The organism is Burkholderia sp. SIMBA_062, from assembly GCF_046534765.1.
Classification (GTDB): Bacteria; Pseudomonadota; Gammaproteobacteria; order Burkholderiales; family Burkholderiaceae; genus Burkholderia; species Burkholderia ambifaria.
This window is the reverse complement of sequence record NZ_JAWRYD010000008.1, coordinates 201,952-214,189: the sequence shown is the minus strand read 5'-3', so window position 1 is coordinate 214,189 and position 12,238 is coordinate 201,952. Positions and strand designations below refer to the sequence as shown.

The window sequence follows — 12,238 nt, the reverse complement described above, 5'->3', positions numbered from 1 at the left end:
ACGCTCCATGACATTTGCCATTCACGTGATTTCGCTGGCCGATTCGCCGAGACGCGCGACGATTCGGCGAGCCGTCGGCCGTCACGACGTCGATTTCGACTTCGAGGACGCATTCGACGCACGGGCGCTCGACGCGCACGCGTGTTCCGCCATGACGGATGCGGCCCGGGTCATCGCGCGCTACGGACGACCGCTGAGCCGCGGTGAAGTCGGCTGCTTCATGAGTCATGTCCGCGTGTGGGAAAAAATCGTGCGGTCGGGGCGTGCGGCGATCGTCCTCGAGGATGACGCGATGCTTGACGACGCGCTGTTCGAGCGTTTCCGGTCGACACCGAGCGAGTGGCTTTCGTACCATGCGGATCTCGTGCTGCTGGGCCGCTCGAAGCTGTCCCGCGAGCGCGCGGCGCAGGCCTATCTGTACGAGCCGCTGAAGCGGGCCCGGAGGATCGGCGGGCTTCAGATCGGCGTGCCGTTCAAGCAATGGACGAGCGGAGCGGTCGGTTACTGGATCAGTGCGGACGGCGCGCGCAAGGCGCTCGAACACGCGCGCGGCCCGGTCGGGGCCTTGCTGGACGACTGGCCGTGGCATCGGGATCACGGCGGGTTGCGTATCGCCGAGTTGCGCCCGTATGCCGTATGGGAGGCATTCGAGACGATGCCGAGCGCCATCGAAGCGGGACGCGCCGCGCTGTCGCCGCGGCGTCACGGCGCGCTCGAACTGTTGTTCAAACCGCTGCGCGTCGTGCGCGCCGCGTTTCGCTGGCTGATCGTGGCGACGCTGGCCATCACCGCGTCGCGCGACAAACTCTTCGCTCGCCATGGATGACAGCCTTCGCTTCTCGTACGGCGCCCGTTCGCCGCGACGCGTGACCGATCCGGCCACGCGAATCGCCGCGACGCTGGTATGGGCCATCCTCGGGATCGGCCTCGTCCTGTCGCCGCTCGGCGATTTCCTGTCCGTCTACATGACGAACAGCGCGGCATCGCACGGGGACGACGCGCGCATCTCGTTGCTCGTCCGCGGTGTGATGATCACCAGCCTTCTGGCGGTCACGCTGTCGGGGCTGCGCGCGAGGATGTCGGGCGTTCGCGTGACGATTGCGGCGATGCTGGCGGCCTGCGTGACGCTCGGCGCCTATGTGTTCGGGACGCTGACCGATCGCGAGGTGATCGAGCAGAGCGTATTCGTGCTGAAGGTGTTTTCGTTCTTCGTCTATCCGGCGGCCATGGCCCTGCTCAGCGACCGGCGCCTGGCACAGATCGAATCCGCGGTATTCGTCGTACTGCTGATCTACGGCGCATCGATCGTGATGGGCGCGGCGATGTCGATCGAAATGTTCCGCAGCTATCAGGCGGAGACGCACATTCGATCGGGATACAAGGGGATCGTCTATGCCCAGAACGAAGCCGCGGCATTGATCGTCGTTGCGCTCGGATTCGGCTACCTGCATGCACTGACACGCGGCTGGAGCGCGCGCAGCGCGGCGCTGACGGCATGCATGCTGGTCGCGGCGATGCTGTCCGGGACGAAAGGCGCGGTGATCGGTGCGTTGGGGATGACCTGCGCCTATTGTTATGCCCGATTCGACGCCATCAAGGCAACCCGCTATGTCGGCATGACTATCGCGGTGCTGGTGTCGTCCGCGATCCTCGCGTATCTGTTCGTTCCCGCGGTGAACGACGCGGTGGAACTGAGCGTGCGCTATTTCTCGCATCAGGGCGGACGTATCGGCAGCGACAAGGTCTTCACGCTGCTGCTTTCCGGGCGCAATCTGAAATTCGCCAACGTCTGGGACGATCTTGAACAGAGCAATTTCGCCGCATTGCTGACGGGCGGATATCCGGTCGTGCGCTACATGGTCGAGATCGACATTCCCGATCTGATCCTGATGCTGGGATTGCCGCTTTTCAGCGTGTATTTCATCGCGCTCTCGCGCGCCTTCGTGCGCCGTGGGCCACGAACCGGATCGCGGAGATTCGGCCGGCTGTTCTTTGCCGTGCTGCTCGCCATGGCATCGACGGCAGGGCACGTGCTGGGGTCGGCCGTCATCAGTCCGTTTCTCGGGCTGATCGCGGTCATGATCCGGCGCGACATGCAGCGGGCGGCCCGGGAGAGCGCGCGCATATGACAAGGGTTTCGATGAGCGTGCAAGCGCCGGCCGGCACGCGCCGGATACGCGTGTTGCATGTCGGCCCCGGGTACGGCCAGCGAGGCGGAGTCGCGTCGGTGCTGGACGAACTGATGGCGCAGCGCGATGCATTTGCGAATGCGTCGATTCAGATGGCGTTCTTCGGAACGCACGGCTTTCGTAAAGTACGCGACGCGGCGGGTTTCGCGTGGCTGGACGTCGCGCGATTTCTCGGTGTCGTCTGGCGTGTGGACGTCGTGCACTTTCACGTCTCCGAGCGAGGATCGTTCTACCGCAAGCTGCTCCTGTGCCGGATCGCGAAACTCTGTCGGCGGCGTGTCGTGTTCCATCTTCACTCGGGGAATTTCGATCGCTTTATGGATCGGGCGGGGCCGTTGACGCGCTTGGCGGCGGCCTGGTTCGTGGGCAGCGCGGATGCCGCGATCGGCGTCTCGCAAGCGTGTGCACGCGTGCTGAACCGGTTCAGAAATGGTGCAGACGATGCCCGCGTCATCTCGAACACGGCAGTCGACGCGCAGAAAGCGCGCCCGTCGCCAGTGGCGGTACCCGACCGCCCGTACATCGCGTTCGCCGGTCGATTGTCCGAGCAGAAAGGGCTCGAGGCGTTGATCGAAGCGCTGGCGGCAGTGAATCTGACGAGTGGGCCGATCGATCTCGTGATGGCGGGCGAGGGCGACACACGGCGGTGGCAGGCCTACGCCGAGCGCTTGGGCGTGGCCGATCGCGTTCGATTTGCCGGCTGGCTCGCCGGTTCGCACAAATCCCGCTTTTATCAAGAGGCGACGCTGTTCTGTCTGCCGAGCCGGTTCGAATCGTTCGGTATTGCCGCGCTGGAGGCGATGTTTTACGGAGTACCGGTCGTGGCGACTCGCGTGGGCGGCCTGGGCGAACTGGTCGATGACGGCGTGACCGGATACCTGGTCGAACCGGACGATGCGGCGGCACTCGCGCGCGTCATTCGCGACATTGCCCGCGATCCGGAGCTGCGCGAACGAATGGGGCGGGCCGCCCGCGAGCGCGCACATCGTTTGTACACGACCGAGAGAGTGGTCGCTCGGTATGTGGATTGTTATCGACACATGGTCGGAGGGAGCTGATATGAATGCAAAGCGAGATTTTCGACGTGCACTGGTGGCGGTGTGCATCGGCGTGGCGGCTGCGACCGACGCGACGGCGGCTGCGTCCGATTTGACGAAATCGGTGCACGTCGAGTCCTACCGGCCGATCTACACGAACGACTGGCGAAGCGGAATCGGCGACCTCGAATTCCAGGAGGCCCGGCGCTCGGACATCACGTGGGTGGCGGATCCCGCGGATCCCGCACGTCGGTCGATTCGCGTGCAAATTCAAAAGAGCGAGAACTTCGCGAACCTGATCAATGGATTGCCGCGCGCGGAATTCACGTTGCCCCGCGACGTCGTCTTCTCTCCCGGGCACGACTATCTGATTTGGTGGCGCACCTACCTGCCGCGAGATTTTGCGTTCGACCGTCAGCAGATGGAGATCATCACGCAGATTCACCAGAGCGGCCTGACGGGGTCGCCGCCGTTCATGCTGACGCTGCTCGGCAACGCGTACACGTTCTCCGTGCGCGGCGGGACCAATACCGTCCATGGATACGGCGGGAGTCTTTGCTGCGCGTCCGACGATCGCGGGAAATGGGTCGACTGGGTACTCCAGTACACGCCCGATGCAAGCGGCGAGCACGCGATCACGCACCTGTGGAAAAACGGCACGAGCGTGTTCGAAGGGAGCGGAAAGCCGAATGCGTATCCCGGCGACGTGAACGCCTATCTGAAATTCGGGGTATATAAACCAGGCTGGCAGACGGACCCGTCGGATATCGACGCGATAACGCTGTACTTCGGCAAGGTCGCGGTGGGCGCCAGGAAGGCGAGGCAATGAGCGCGCGACCGGATCCCGCGCAGGTGTCGGATGCCGTGCTGGCGCATTGCCGCCGACACGCGCATGCCGGCCACGACCCGTTCGACGGTTTGAACAGCCGCTTGTTCAGATGCACGGGGTTGTCGAAACTGCCGTTGGCCAGCATTGCGTGGTTGCAAGTGCACAAGCGCAGCCCGTTCAATTTCAGGCAGATCCTCGGTGTTCCGCGCATGCGCAATCCGAAGGGCGTCGCCCTCGTCGTGCTCGGCCTGCTCGAGCGCGAACAGCGGACCGGCGACGGGGCCGATCTCGACGAAGCGTGCGCACTCGGCGACTGGCTGCTGGCGCACCGAGTGGACCGCACGCGCTGGCGCCATAGCGCGTGGGGCTATCACTTCGACTGGGCGGCGAGGGCGTTCTTCGTGCCGGTCGGCACGCCGAATGCGATCAGCACCTGCTATGTGGCGCGTGCGTTGTACGCGCTCGGCATCGCCACCGGCGAAGCGCGATTCACCGATGTGGCGATCGATGCAGGCCATTTTCTTGATTCGCTTTACCTGCCGCATCAAGGATCGGGTTATTTCGCCTACATCCCGGGTGAGCGTGCCTTTGTCCACAACGCGAATCTGTGGAGCGCGGTGTTCGTTGCCGAAACGGGTGTGCGCGTCAGGGACACGTCGATGCGTGAACGCGCGATGTCGGCGGCGAGGCTGACGGCCTCGATGCAGCGCGAGGACGGCGCGTGGGCGTACGGGCTGCGCGATCATCACGGGTTCGTCGATGGATTCCATACGGGATATAACCTCGAAGCACTGCAGCGGCTTCAACGTACGTGCGGAACCCAGGTGTTTGCGGAATCGATCGACCTCGGGCTCGCCTATTATCGCGACACGTTTTTTCTCTCCGACGGCACCGTCAAGTACTACGAGGGCACGATTTGGCCGCTCGACATGCACTCTGTCGCTCAGGCGCTGATCACGTTGCTGACGGTCTCGACGTCGGAAGCGGATTACGCGTTGGCCGTGCGCGTATTCGAGCGCGCGGTCGAAACGCTCTACATGCCGGCGAAGGGGCGCTTCGTCTACCAGCGCGGCGCACGCTTCACGAACCGGATCGACTATTTGCGGTGGACTCAGGCGTGGGCGTTCTACTCGATCGCGTTGCTCGCGAACCGCGCGCGTGCCGCCAATACCGCCGACGCACGTCTACCTGAACGGGAAGCCATATGAACCGCATCGAGTTGTTCGGTTGTCCGATGGATGTCGCGACGATGTCGGAGACCGTCGAACTGATCCGTAACCGCATTGCGCATCGGCAATTCACCCAGCATGTGGTGGTCAACGTCGCAAAGCTGGTCCATATGCAGGCCGACGAGGAACTGGCAGGGTCGGTGCGGGCGTGCGACATCATCAACATCGACGGCATGGGCGTGGTGTGGGGCGCGCGTACGCTCGGCTATCCAGTCGCCGAGCGCGTCGCCGGCATCGACCTGTTCGATCGGTTGTTGCGGATGGCGCAGCAGGAGGCGTTGCCGATCTTCATGCTCGGCGGTACCGATGCCGTTGTAACCGGGGCGGCATGCGCCGTCCAGAAGAAATATCCGCGCTTGAAGATCGCGGGGATCCATCATGGCTATTTCTGGGACGACGAGAACGCCGTGGTTTCCATGATTCGCGCGTCCGGTGCACGGCTGCTTTTCGTCGCGATCACGTCACCTCGAAAGGAGAATTTCATCAATCGATGGAAAGCCGAAATGGGCGTCGATTTCGTGATGGGTGTGGGCGGCACGTTCGATGTCGTTGCCGGCAAAGTCCGGCGAGCGCCGGGCTGGATGCAGAAGGCCGGTCTCGAATGGTTGTTTCGTGTGCTTCAGGAGCCGCGGCGCATGTGGAAGCGTTACTGGACGACGAACAGCCGATTCGCGTGGATGCTGCTGCGCGCCCGTATGACGGCCCGGCCGCGGCGCCTGCCGACGGGGCGCGCCGGGCATTGACCAATCAGGCGGGGTGTGCGCTCCTCCCACGGAGCCGTCATTTCCGTACAATCAGGGCATTGTTGATCGCGTCAAGCCCATGCCCTTGCTCCCCACTACCGCCACCGCCCCGTTCTGCCCGTCGGAAGTAAAGGGCAGCATCACGATCGACGCCGGCGCGTCGCGCTGGATGAAGCTCAAGCGCTTCTTCGGCCCGGGCCTGCTGGTCGCGATCGGCTATATGGATCCCGGCAACTGGGCCACCGACATCCAGGCCGGCTCGCAATTCGGCTATTCGCTGCTATGGGTCGTCGCGTTCTCGAGCCTCGCCGCGATCTTCCTGCAGATGCTCGCCGCGCGGCTCGGCCTCGTCGCGGGCAAGGATCTCGCGCAGGCCAGTTACGATCGTTACGGCCGCTTCGGCCGCGCCGTGCAGTGGGTAACCGCCGAGGTGTCGATCATCGCGTGCGACATCGCCGAAGTGCTCGGCTGCGCGCTCGCATTCAAGCTGCTGCTCGGCGTGCCGCTCGCGTGGGGGATCGTGCTGACCGCGCTCGACACGGTGATCGTGCTCGGGCTGCAGGGCAAGGGCGTCCGGCAGATCGAGGCGATCGTGCTCGGGCTGATCGCGACGATGGCGTTCTGCTTCGTCGCGCAGGTCGCGATCACGCCGCCCGACTGGCATGCGGTCGCGAAGGGGCTCGTGCCGGGCAACCCCGGCCACGACAGCAAGGACGCGATCGTGCTCGCGCTCGGCATCGTCGGCGCGACGATCATGCCGCACAACCTGTATCTGCATTCGTCGGTCGTACAGACGCGCCATGTGGTCGGCGGCGCGCGCGGCCTGATTCGCGACACGCTCGCGCTGGTGCGGATCGATACCTGCGTGTCGCTGTTCGTCGCGATGCTCGTCAATGCGGCGATCCTGATCGTCGCGGGCGCGGCGTTCCATGCGACCGGCCAGCACGACGTCACCGACATCGAACAGGCGTACCGGCTGATCACGCCGATCGCGGGCGGCGCGGCCGCGCTGCTGTTCGGCATCGCGCTGCTCGCGTCCGGGCAGAGCTCGACGCTGACCGGCACGATCGCCGGCCAGGTGATCATGGACGGCTTTCTGCACACGAAAATCCCGTGCTATCAGCGCCGGCTGATCACGCGCGGGCTCGCGCTGGTGCCCGCGCTGATCGGCGTGCTGTGGCTGGGCGAAGGGTCGGTCGGGCAACTGCTCGTCTGGAGCCAGGTGCTGCTGAGCCTGCAACTGCCGTTCGCGATGTGGCCGCTGATCCGGTCGGTCAGCGATCGCAACACGATGGGCGAGCATGCGATCGGCCGCAAGATGCAGGTCGCCGCATGGGCGCTGTTCGTCGTCATCACCGGCACCAACCTGCTGCTGATTACGGGCGTCGCGGGCTGATACAGCCTGTCACGGGCTGAAACAGGCCCGTCGCGCGCTTGCGTTAAACTGCGGCCTTTCGCTAGCGGTTCGATGTCTATTATGTGGAGTGAAATCAGCAACCTCGGCGACGCCGCGCTGACCCTGCCGGTCGCGCTGACGTGCGCGGTCTGGCTCGCGCTGTCGAACCGGCGGCTCGCGGTGCGCTGGATCGTGCTGCTCGCGGCCGGCATGAGCCTGGTCGGGGCGACCAAGATTCTCTATGCGGGCTGCGGTGTCGAGATTCCGCAGTTCGATTTTCGCGTGATCAGCGGCCATACGATGCTGTCGACGTCCGTGTGGACCGTCGCGCTGTCGATGCTGTGGCAGGCGTTTCGTCCGGGCAACGCGCCGGGCGTGGCGGCCGGTCTCGCCGTCGGCGCGGTGACGGCCGCCGCGCGCGTGTTCGACCATTCGCACACGATTCCCGAAGTCGTCGTCGGCTGGCTGCTCGGCGCGCTGGTCGCGCTCGTGTTCCTGCGCGCCTACGTCCGCGCGCACAAGCGCTCGTTTTCGCCGCGCATCGCGGCCGTCTGCCTTCTTCTCGTGTCCGGAATCGCTTACGGACATCGCGCACCGTTCCAGCAGATGATCGACACGCATTCCCCGCAGGTCTGCGCGTTCATGCGCACGTCCGGCGACGGGTTCTGACGGCGGCTGGTTCCGGGGCATCGGCGCCCCGGTGCCGGATGCGATCGCTGGCGCGCCGCTGCCCGCGCGTTATTTCCTGTTCCATTCGTTCGCTGTCGTCGGCAAACGCCTGCGTGCGGCCTTCGTCGTCGCATCGGCATTCGCGGTAATCGACCGCGTGGTGCCTGCACGTCGCACCGGCCGCGGCTGCGAAGGCCATGAGCCGTGTCTATGACCGGGCATTACGAATATTCATTTCATCGATTGGCGGCAATCGCGTACGCTGGCGTTCGTTCGATCGGGGCCTGCAGCGGCGGCCTGCCCGATTGGTGCGGCGCGGTGCGGCCGGCTCGCTATACTCGCGCAAGCCGCGCGGCCGTCGGCCGGCGCACGGCAACCGCCGTCGCGGCACCGATCCGCCACGACGATTCACGATAGGAGCAGGTCCCATGACAGTCGTTTCCTCGCGCCTCGCAGGCAAGTGCGCGTACATCACGGGCGCCGCCGGCGGCCTCGGGCGCGCGATCGCGCGTCGGATGGTCGAGCAGGGCGCGCGCGTGTTCCTGACCGACATCGCCGACGCGGCCGTGCTCGACGCCTTCGCGCGCGAACTGAATGCGGGGCACGCGGCGCCTGTCGCGTTCGCGGCCACGCAGGACGTGCGCGACGACGCGCGCTGGCAGGCGCTGCTCGCGCAGGCGAACGAAGCGATGGGCGGCTTGTCGGTGCTCGTCAACAATGCGGGCGTCGGGTCGATCGGCACGCCTGCGCAGATCGAGATCGACGAGTGGCGGCGCGTGATGGCGATCAACGTCGAGAGCATCGTGCTCGGCTGCAAGCATGCGCTGCCGTACCTCGGCGCGAGCCGGCCGGCGTCGATCATCAACATCTCGTCGGTGGCCGCGTTCAAGGTCGAGCCGGAATTCACCGCGTACAACGCGTCGAAGGCCGCGGTCGCGTCGCTGACGAAGTCGGTCGCGATCGATTGCGCGCGCCGCGAGCTCGACGTGCGCTGCAATTCGATTCATCCGGCGTTCATTCGCACGGGGATCGTCGAGCCGCTGTTCCAGTCGCTCGGCGAACGCGATGCGACGCGCAGGCTCGCGCGCGGCATTCCGCTGCGCCGGCTCGGCGATCCGGACGACGTCGCGCATGCGGCCGTCTATCTGGCGTCGGACGAAAGCCGCTTCGTGACGGCCGCCGAACTAGTGATCGACGGCGGCATGTGCGCGGTCTGACGCGCAATCGCCCACACCAACCGGAGGAGAACATCGTGTCGACACCCGTGAACCGCCAGCTGTTGCTGAAGACGCGCCCGGAAGGGCGGGTCGGCCGCGAACATTTTTCGCTCGTCGAAACACCCGTGCCGCCGCTCGCCGACGGCGAAGTGCTCGTGCGCGTGCTGTATCTGTCGATGGATCCGACCAACCGCGTATGGATGAGCGACGTGCCGCAATACCTGCCGCCCGTCGCGATCGGCGAGGTGATGCGCGCGCTCGGCATCGGGCGCGTGGTCGCGTCGCGCCACGCCGGTTTCGCGGAAGGCGACCTGATGCAGGGGCTCGTCGGCTGGCAGGACTATGCGGTCGTCGCGGCCGACCAGGCCGCGCAGCTCGTGAAGCTGCCCGCGCAGTCGGGCCTGCCGCTGCCGACGCTGCTCGGCGCGTGCGGGATGAGCGGGCTGACCGCGTACTACGGGCTGACCGACATCGCGCCGGTGCAGCCCGGCGAGACGCTCGTCGTGTCGGCGGCGGCCGGATCGGTCGGCTCGATCGCCGGCCAGATCGGCAAGATCCACGGCGCACGGGTGGTCGGCATCGCGGGCGGCGCGGACAAGTGCCGCTATCTGACCGAGACGCTCGGCTTCGACGCGGCCGTCGACTACAAGGCCGACGATTTCCGTGAGCAACTCAAGGCGGCGACGCCGGACGGCGTGCACGTGAACTTCGAGAACGTCGGCGGCGAAGTGATGCGTGCGGTGTTGTCGCGGATGGTGATCGGCGGGCGCGTCGCGCTGTGCGGCGTGATCTCGAACTACAACAGCGGCCGCGCGGCGGACGACGTCGGCGTGCTGATCTCGAAGCGCATCACGATGCGCGGCTTCCTGATCCTCGACTACCGCAAGAGCCGCGAAGCGGTGCAGACGCTCGCCGGCTGGCTGCGCGACGGCCGTCTCAAGGCCGAGGAAACCGTGGCCGACGGGCTCGAAAACGCCCCCGACGTGCTCAATCGCCTGTTCGACGGCGACCATCGCGGCAAGCTCGTGCTGCGCGTCGATCCCGACGCGTGAGCGGCCGCGCTCGCGCGCATTGAGTTCGAATAGGCGGACATCGATTTAGGACTTGTCCCATATATTGTTTCGGTTGCTCTCCTTAAAGTTATCGCCAGCAAACGGCGGCGTGACATGCGCGTCACGCCGCCGTTTTTATTGGCGCCGGCGAGAAGGGAGGCGGAACATGCGAACGAAGGCAATGCACGCGGCATCGGCGCGGATGCGCGGTCGAACGATGCCGCGTATGCGCGACATGCGGATCGTTGCAGCGGGAATCGGCATCGCATGCGCGATGTCGGGTGCCGGCGCGGCCGGGCACGCGAATCCGGATGGCATCGTGCGATTCACCGGCGCGCTCGTCGATCTGTACGACGTGACATTCGACGCGCCGTCGATCGAAGCGGCCGGCAGCACGACGGCGGCGACGCTCCGGTTCGATGCGCACGGCCGGCGCCTGCCGGGTGCGCAGGTGGCGCTCGTGAGGCCGGACGGCGCGCCGCTCGTGCAGTCGCCGGGAGCGGAGATTCGCGCGACCTGGCGCGATGCTGGCGACGATCGAAGCGTGCCGCTCGTACCGGGTAACGCTCATCGCGTCGGCCCGCATGGCGGCGTGATGACGGTGGCCGGGCCGGAAATGCAAACGGGCGCCGTGGCGCCCGTCGTGATCAGGATTCGTCATCCGTGACGCGCGGAGTCACTCCCCCTGTTCGGCGCGCGCGTAGATGTCCCAGCTTGCCATGAACAGCGCGGCGACGAGCGGCCCGATCACGAAGCCGTTGATCCCGAACAGCGCCATCCCGCCCAGCGTCGAGATCAGCACGACCCAGTCGGGCATCTTCGTGTCCTTGCCGACGAGGATCGGCCGCAGCAGGTTGTCGACGAGGCCGATCACGCCGACGCAGAACGCGACGAGGATCACGCATTTCCAGATCGCGCCGATCGCGAGGAAGTAGAGCGCGGCGGGTATCCACACGAGGCTCGCGCCGATCGCCGGCAGCAGCGACAGGAACGCCATCAGCGCGCTCCACAGCACGACGCCCTGAATCCCGAGGATCCAGAAGATCAGGCCGCCGAGCGCGCCCTGCACGAGCGCGACCGCGATATTGCCTTTCACGGTTGCGCGCACCACCGTCGTGAATTTCACGAGCAGCAGGTTCTTGTGCTCTTCGTCGAGCGGTATCGCGCGGCGCACGCGGCGGCCGATCTCGCCGCCGTCGCGCAGCAGGAAGAACAACATGTACAGCATCACGCCGAAGCTGACGACGAACTGGAACGTGTTCTGGCCGATGCTGAACGCCTGGGCCGCCGCGAACTGGCTGATCTGCGCGGCGCCGTCGGTCAGTTTCTTCTGGATGCCGGGGATGTTGGACAGCCCGTATTTTTGCAGCACGTTCTGGATCGACGTCGGCAGCGCGTGAATGATGTCATGGAAGTACCGCGAATAATTCGGCGGTGCGTCTTTCAGTTCCTGGTACACGTACGCGATTTCCTGCGCGAGCGTGGCCGTGACGAACACGAGCGGCAGGATCACGATCAGGATGATCAGCGACATCGACACGAGCGCGGCGAGGTTGCGCCGCTTGCCGAAACGCGCGGCGAGCCAACGCTGCACCGGCTGGAACAGGATCGCGAGAATGGTGCCCCAGAAGACGGCGCCGGAGAACGGCGCGAGTATCCAGCACAGTCCGACGGTGACCGCAAACAGCAGGAAATAGAAGAATTTTTGGTGATCGTGTCCGCTATCCATGGATGGTTCGCGCAGATTGATGCCTGGTTTGATTGAATCTCGTTGCCTCGGGCGCGATCGCCTCGCGAACCTCACGGGTTCGCGGCGAAGCACGCTGCAGGCGGCCCGACCGGCAGTATGCCCGCAAAGGTGTCGCCATCATAGCCGC

General features: G+C 65.6%; 13 protein-coding genes. 12 read left to right on the top strand and 1 reads right to left on the bottom strand.

The annotated features are described in order from the left end of the window. Positions 1-7 precede the first annotated feature (7 nt). The 12 genes from SB786_RS11325 to SB786_RS11270 all read left to right on the top strand — a co-directional run bounded on the left by SB786_RS11325 (position 8) and on the right by SB786_RS11270 (position 11,028). The gene (locus SB786_RS11325) at positions 8-826 is read left to right on the top strand and encodes a glycosyltransferase family 25 protein (RefSeq protein ID WP_410727525.1); all 819 of its coding nucleotides are present in this window, start codon (positions 8-10) and stop codon (positions 824-826) included. A gap of 139 nt (positions 827-965) precedes the next feature. Then, positions 966-2,129, top strand: coding sequence for a hypothetical protein (locus SB786_RS11320; RefSeq protein WP_410727524.1), 1,164 nt, complete (start codon positions 966-968; stop codon positions 2,127-2,129). Between the two features lie 98 nt (positions 2,130-2,227). Further along, positions 2,228-3,247, top strand: a complete 1,020-nt coding sequence (locus SB786_RS11315; RefSeq protein WP_410727523.1) for a glycosyltransferase family 4 protein — start codon at positions 2,228-2,230, stop codon at positions 3,245-3,247. A gap of 1 nt (position 3,248) precedes the next feature. Next, positions 3,249-4,055, top strand: a complete 807-nt coding sequence (locus tag SB786_RS11310; protein WP_410727521.1) for a heparin lyase I family protein — start codon at positions 3,249-3,251, stop codon at positions 4,053-4,055. Next, the gene (locus SB786_RS11305) at positions 4,052-5,263 is read left to right on the top strand and encodes an aspartate-semialdehyde dehydrogenase (protein WP_410727520.1); all 1,212 of its coding nucleotides are present in this window, start codon (positions 4,052-4,054) and stop codon (positions 5,261-5,263) included. Before SB786_RS11310 ends, SB786_RS11305 begins: the two co-directional genes overlap by 4 nt. Beyond that, positions 5,260-6,027 carry a WecB/TagA/CpsF family glycosyltransferase gene (locus SB786_RS11300; RefSeq protein WP_410727519.1) on the top strand — a complete coding sequence of 256 codons (768 nt, stop codon included), beginning with the start codon at positions 5,260-5,262 and terminating at the stop codon, positions 6,025-6,027. Before SB786_RS11305 ends, SB786_RS11300 begins: the two co-directional genes overlap by 4 nt. Positions 6,028-6,106: 79 nt before the next feature. After that, a complete protein-coding gene (locus tag SB786_RS11295) occupies positions 6,107-7,423 on the top strand; it encodes an Nramp family divalent metal transporter (protein WP_410727518.1) in 1,317 nt (438 codons plus the stop codon). Positions 7,424-7,504: 81 nt separating this feature from the next. Next, positions 7,505-8,092 (top strand): phosphatase PAP2 family protein, encoded by a 588-nt coding sequence (locus tag SB786_RS11290; RefSeq protein ID WP_410727517.1) that lies wholly within the window; start codon positions 7,505-7,507, stop codon positions 8,090-8,092. Between the two features lie 31 nt (positions 8,093-8,123). Further along, a complete protein-coding gene (locus SB786_RS11285) occupies positions 8,124-8,306 on the top strand; it encodes a hypothetical protein (protein WP_410727516.1) in 183 nt (60 codons plus the stop codon). Between the two features lie 214 nt (positions 8,307-8,520). Next, positions 8,521-9,309 carry an SDR family oxidoreductase gene (locus SB786_RS11280; RefSeq protein WP_410727515.1) on the top strand — a complete coding sequence of 263 codons (789 nt, stop codon included), beginning with the start codon at positions 8,521-8,523 and terminating at the stop codon, positions 9,307-9,309. A gap of 35 nt (positions 9,310-9,344) precedes the next feature. After that, positions 9,345-10,361 carry an NADP-dependent oxidoreductase gene (locus SB786_RS11275; RefSeq protein WP_410727514.1) on the top strand — a complete coding sequence of 339 codons (1,017 nt, stop codon included), beginning with the start codon at positions 9,345-9,347 and terminating at the stop codon, positions 10,359-10,361. Positions 10,362-10,527: 166 nt separating this feature from the next. Further along, the gene (locus SB786_RS11270) at positions 10,528-11,028 is read left to right on the top strand and encodes a thioesterase (protein ID WP_410727513.1); all 501 of its coding nucleotides are present in this window, start codon (positions 10,528-10,530) and stop codon (positions 11,026-11,028) included. 9 nt (positions 11,029-11,037) lie between these two features. Here SB786_RS11270 and SB786_RS11265 read toward each other — a convergent pair whose 3' ends face one another. After that, positions 11,038-12,090: an AI-2E family transporter gene (locus SB786_RS11265; RefSeq protein WP_410727512.1), complete on the bottom strand. Its 1,053-nt coding sequence runs from the start codon at positions 12,088-12,090 to the stop codon at positions 11,038-11,040. Between the last annotated feature and the right edge of the window lie 148 nt (positions 12,091-12,238).

Excerpts from the sequence above, each read along its gene's own strand:
- SB786_RS11295 (WP_410727518.1), top strand. The coding sequence starts at position 6,107 with ATGCCCTTGCTCCCCACTACCGCCACCGCCCCGTTCTGCCCGTCGGAA.
- SB786_RS11325 (WP_410727525.1), top strand. The coding sequence starts at position 8 with ATGACATTTGCCATTCACGTGATTTCGCTGGCCGATTCGCCGAGACGC.
- SB786_RS11320 (WP_410727524.1), top strand. The coding sequence starts at position 966 with ATGACGAACAGCGCGGCATCGCACGGGGACGACGCGCGCATCTCGTTG.
- SB786_RS11290 (WP_410727517.1), top strand. The coding sequence starts at position 7,505 with ATGTGGAGTGAAATCAGCAACCTCGGCGACGCCGCGCTGACCCTGCCG.
- SB786_RS11270 (WP_410727513.1), top strand. The coding sequence starts at position 10,528 with ATGCGAACGAAGGCAATGCACGCGGCATCGGCGCGGATGCGCGGTCGA.
- SB786_RS11305 (WP_410727520.1), top strand. The coding sequence starts at position 4,052 with ATGAGCGCGCGACCGGATCCCGCGCAGGTGTCGGATGCCGTGCTGGCG.
- SB786_RS11310 (WP_410727521.1), top strand. The coding sequence starts at position 3,249 with ATGAATGCAAAGCGAGATTTTCGACGTGCACTGGTGGCGGTGTGCATC.
- SB786_RS11280 (WP_410727515.1), top strand. The coding sequence starts at position 8,521 with ATGACAGTCGTTTCCTCGCGCCTCGCAGGCAAGTGCGCGTACATCACG.
- SB786_RS11265 (WP_410727512.1), bottom strand. The coding sequence starts at position 12,090 with ATGGATAGCGGACACGATCACCAAAAATTCTTCTATTTCCTGCTGTTT.
- SB786_RS11300 (WP_410727519.1), top strand. The coding sequence starts at position 5,260 with ATGAACCGCATCGAGTTGTTCGGTTGTCCGATGGATGTCGCGACGATG.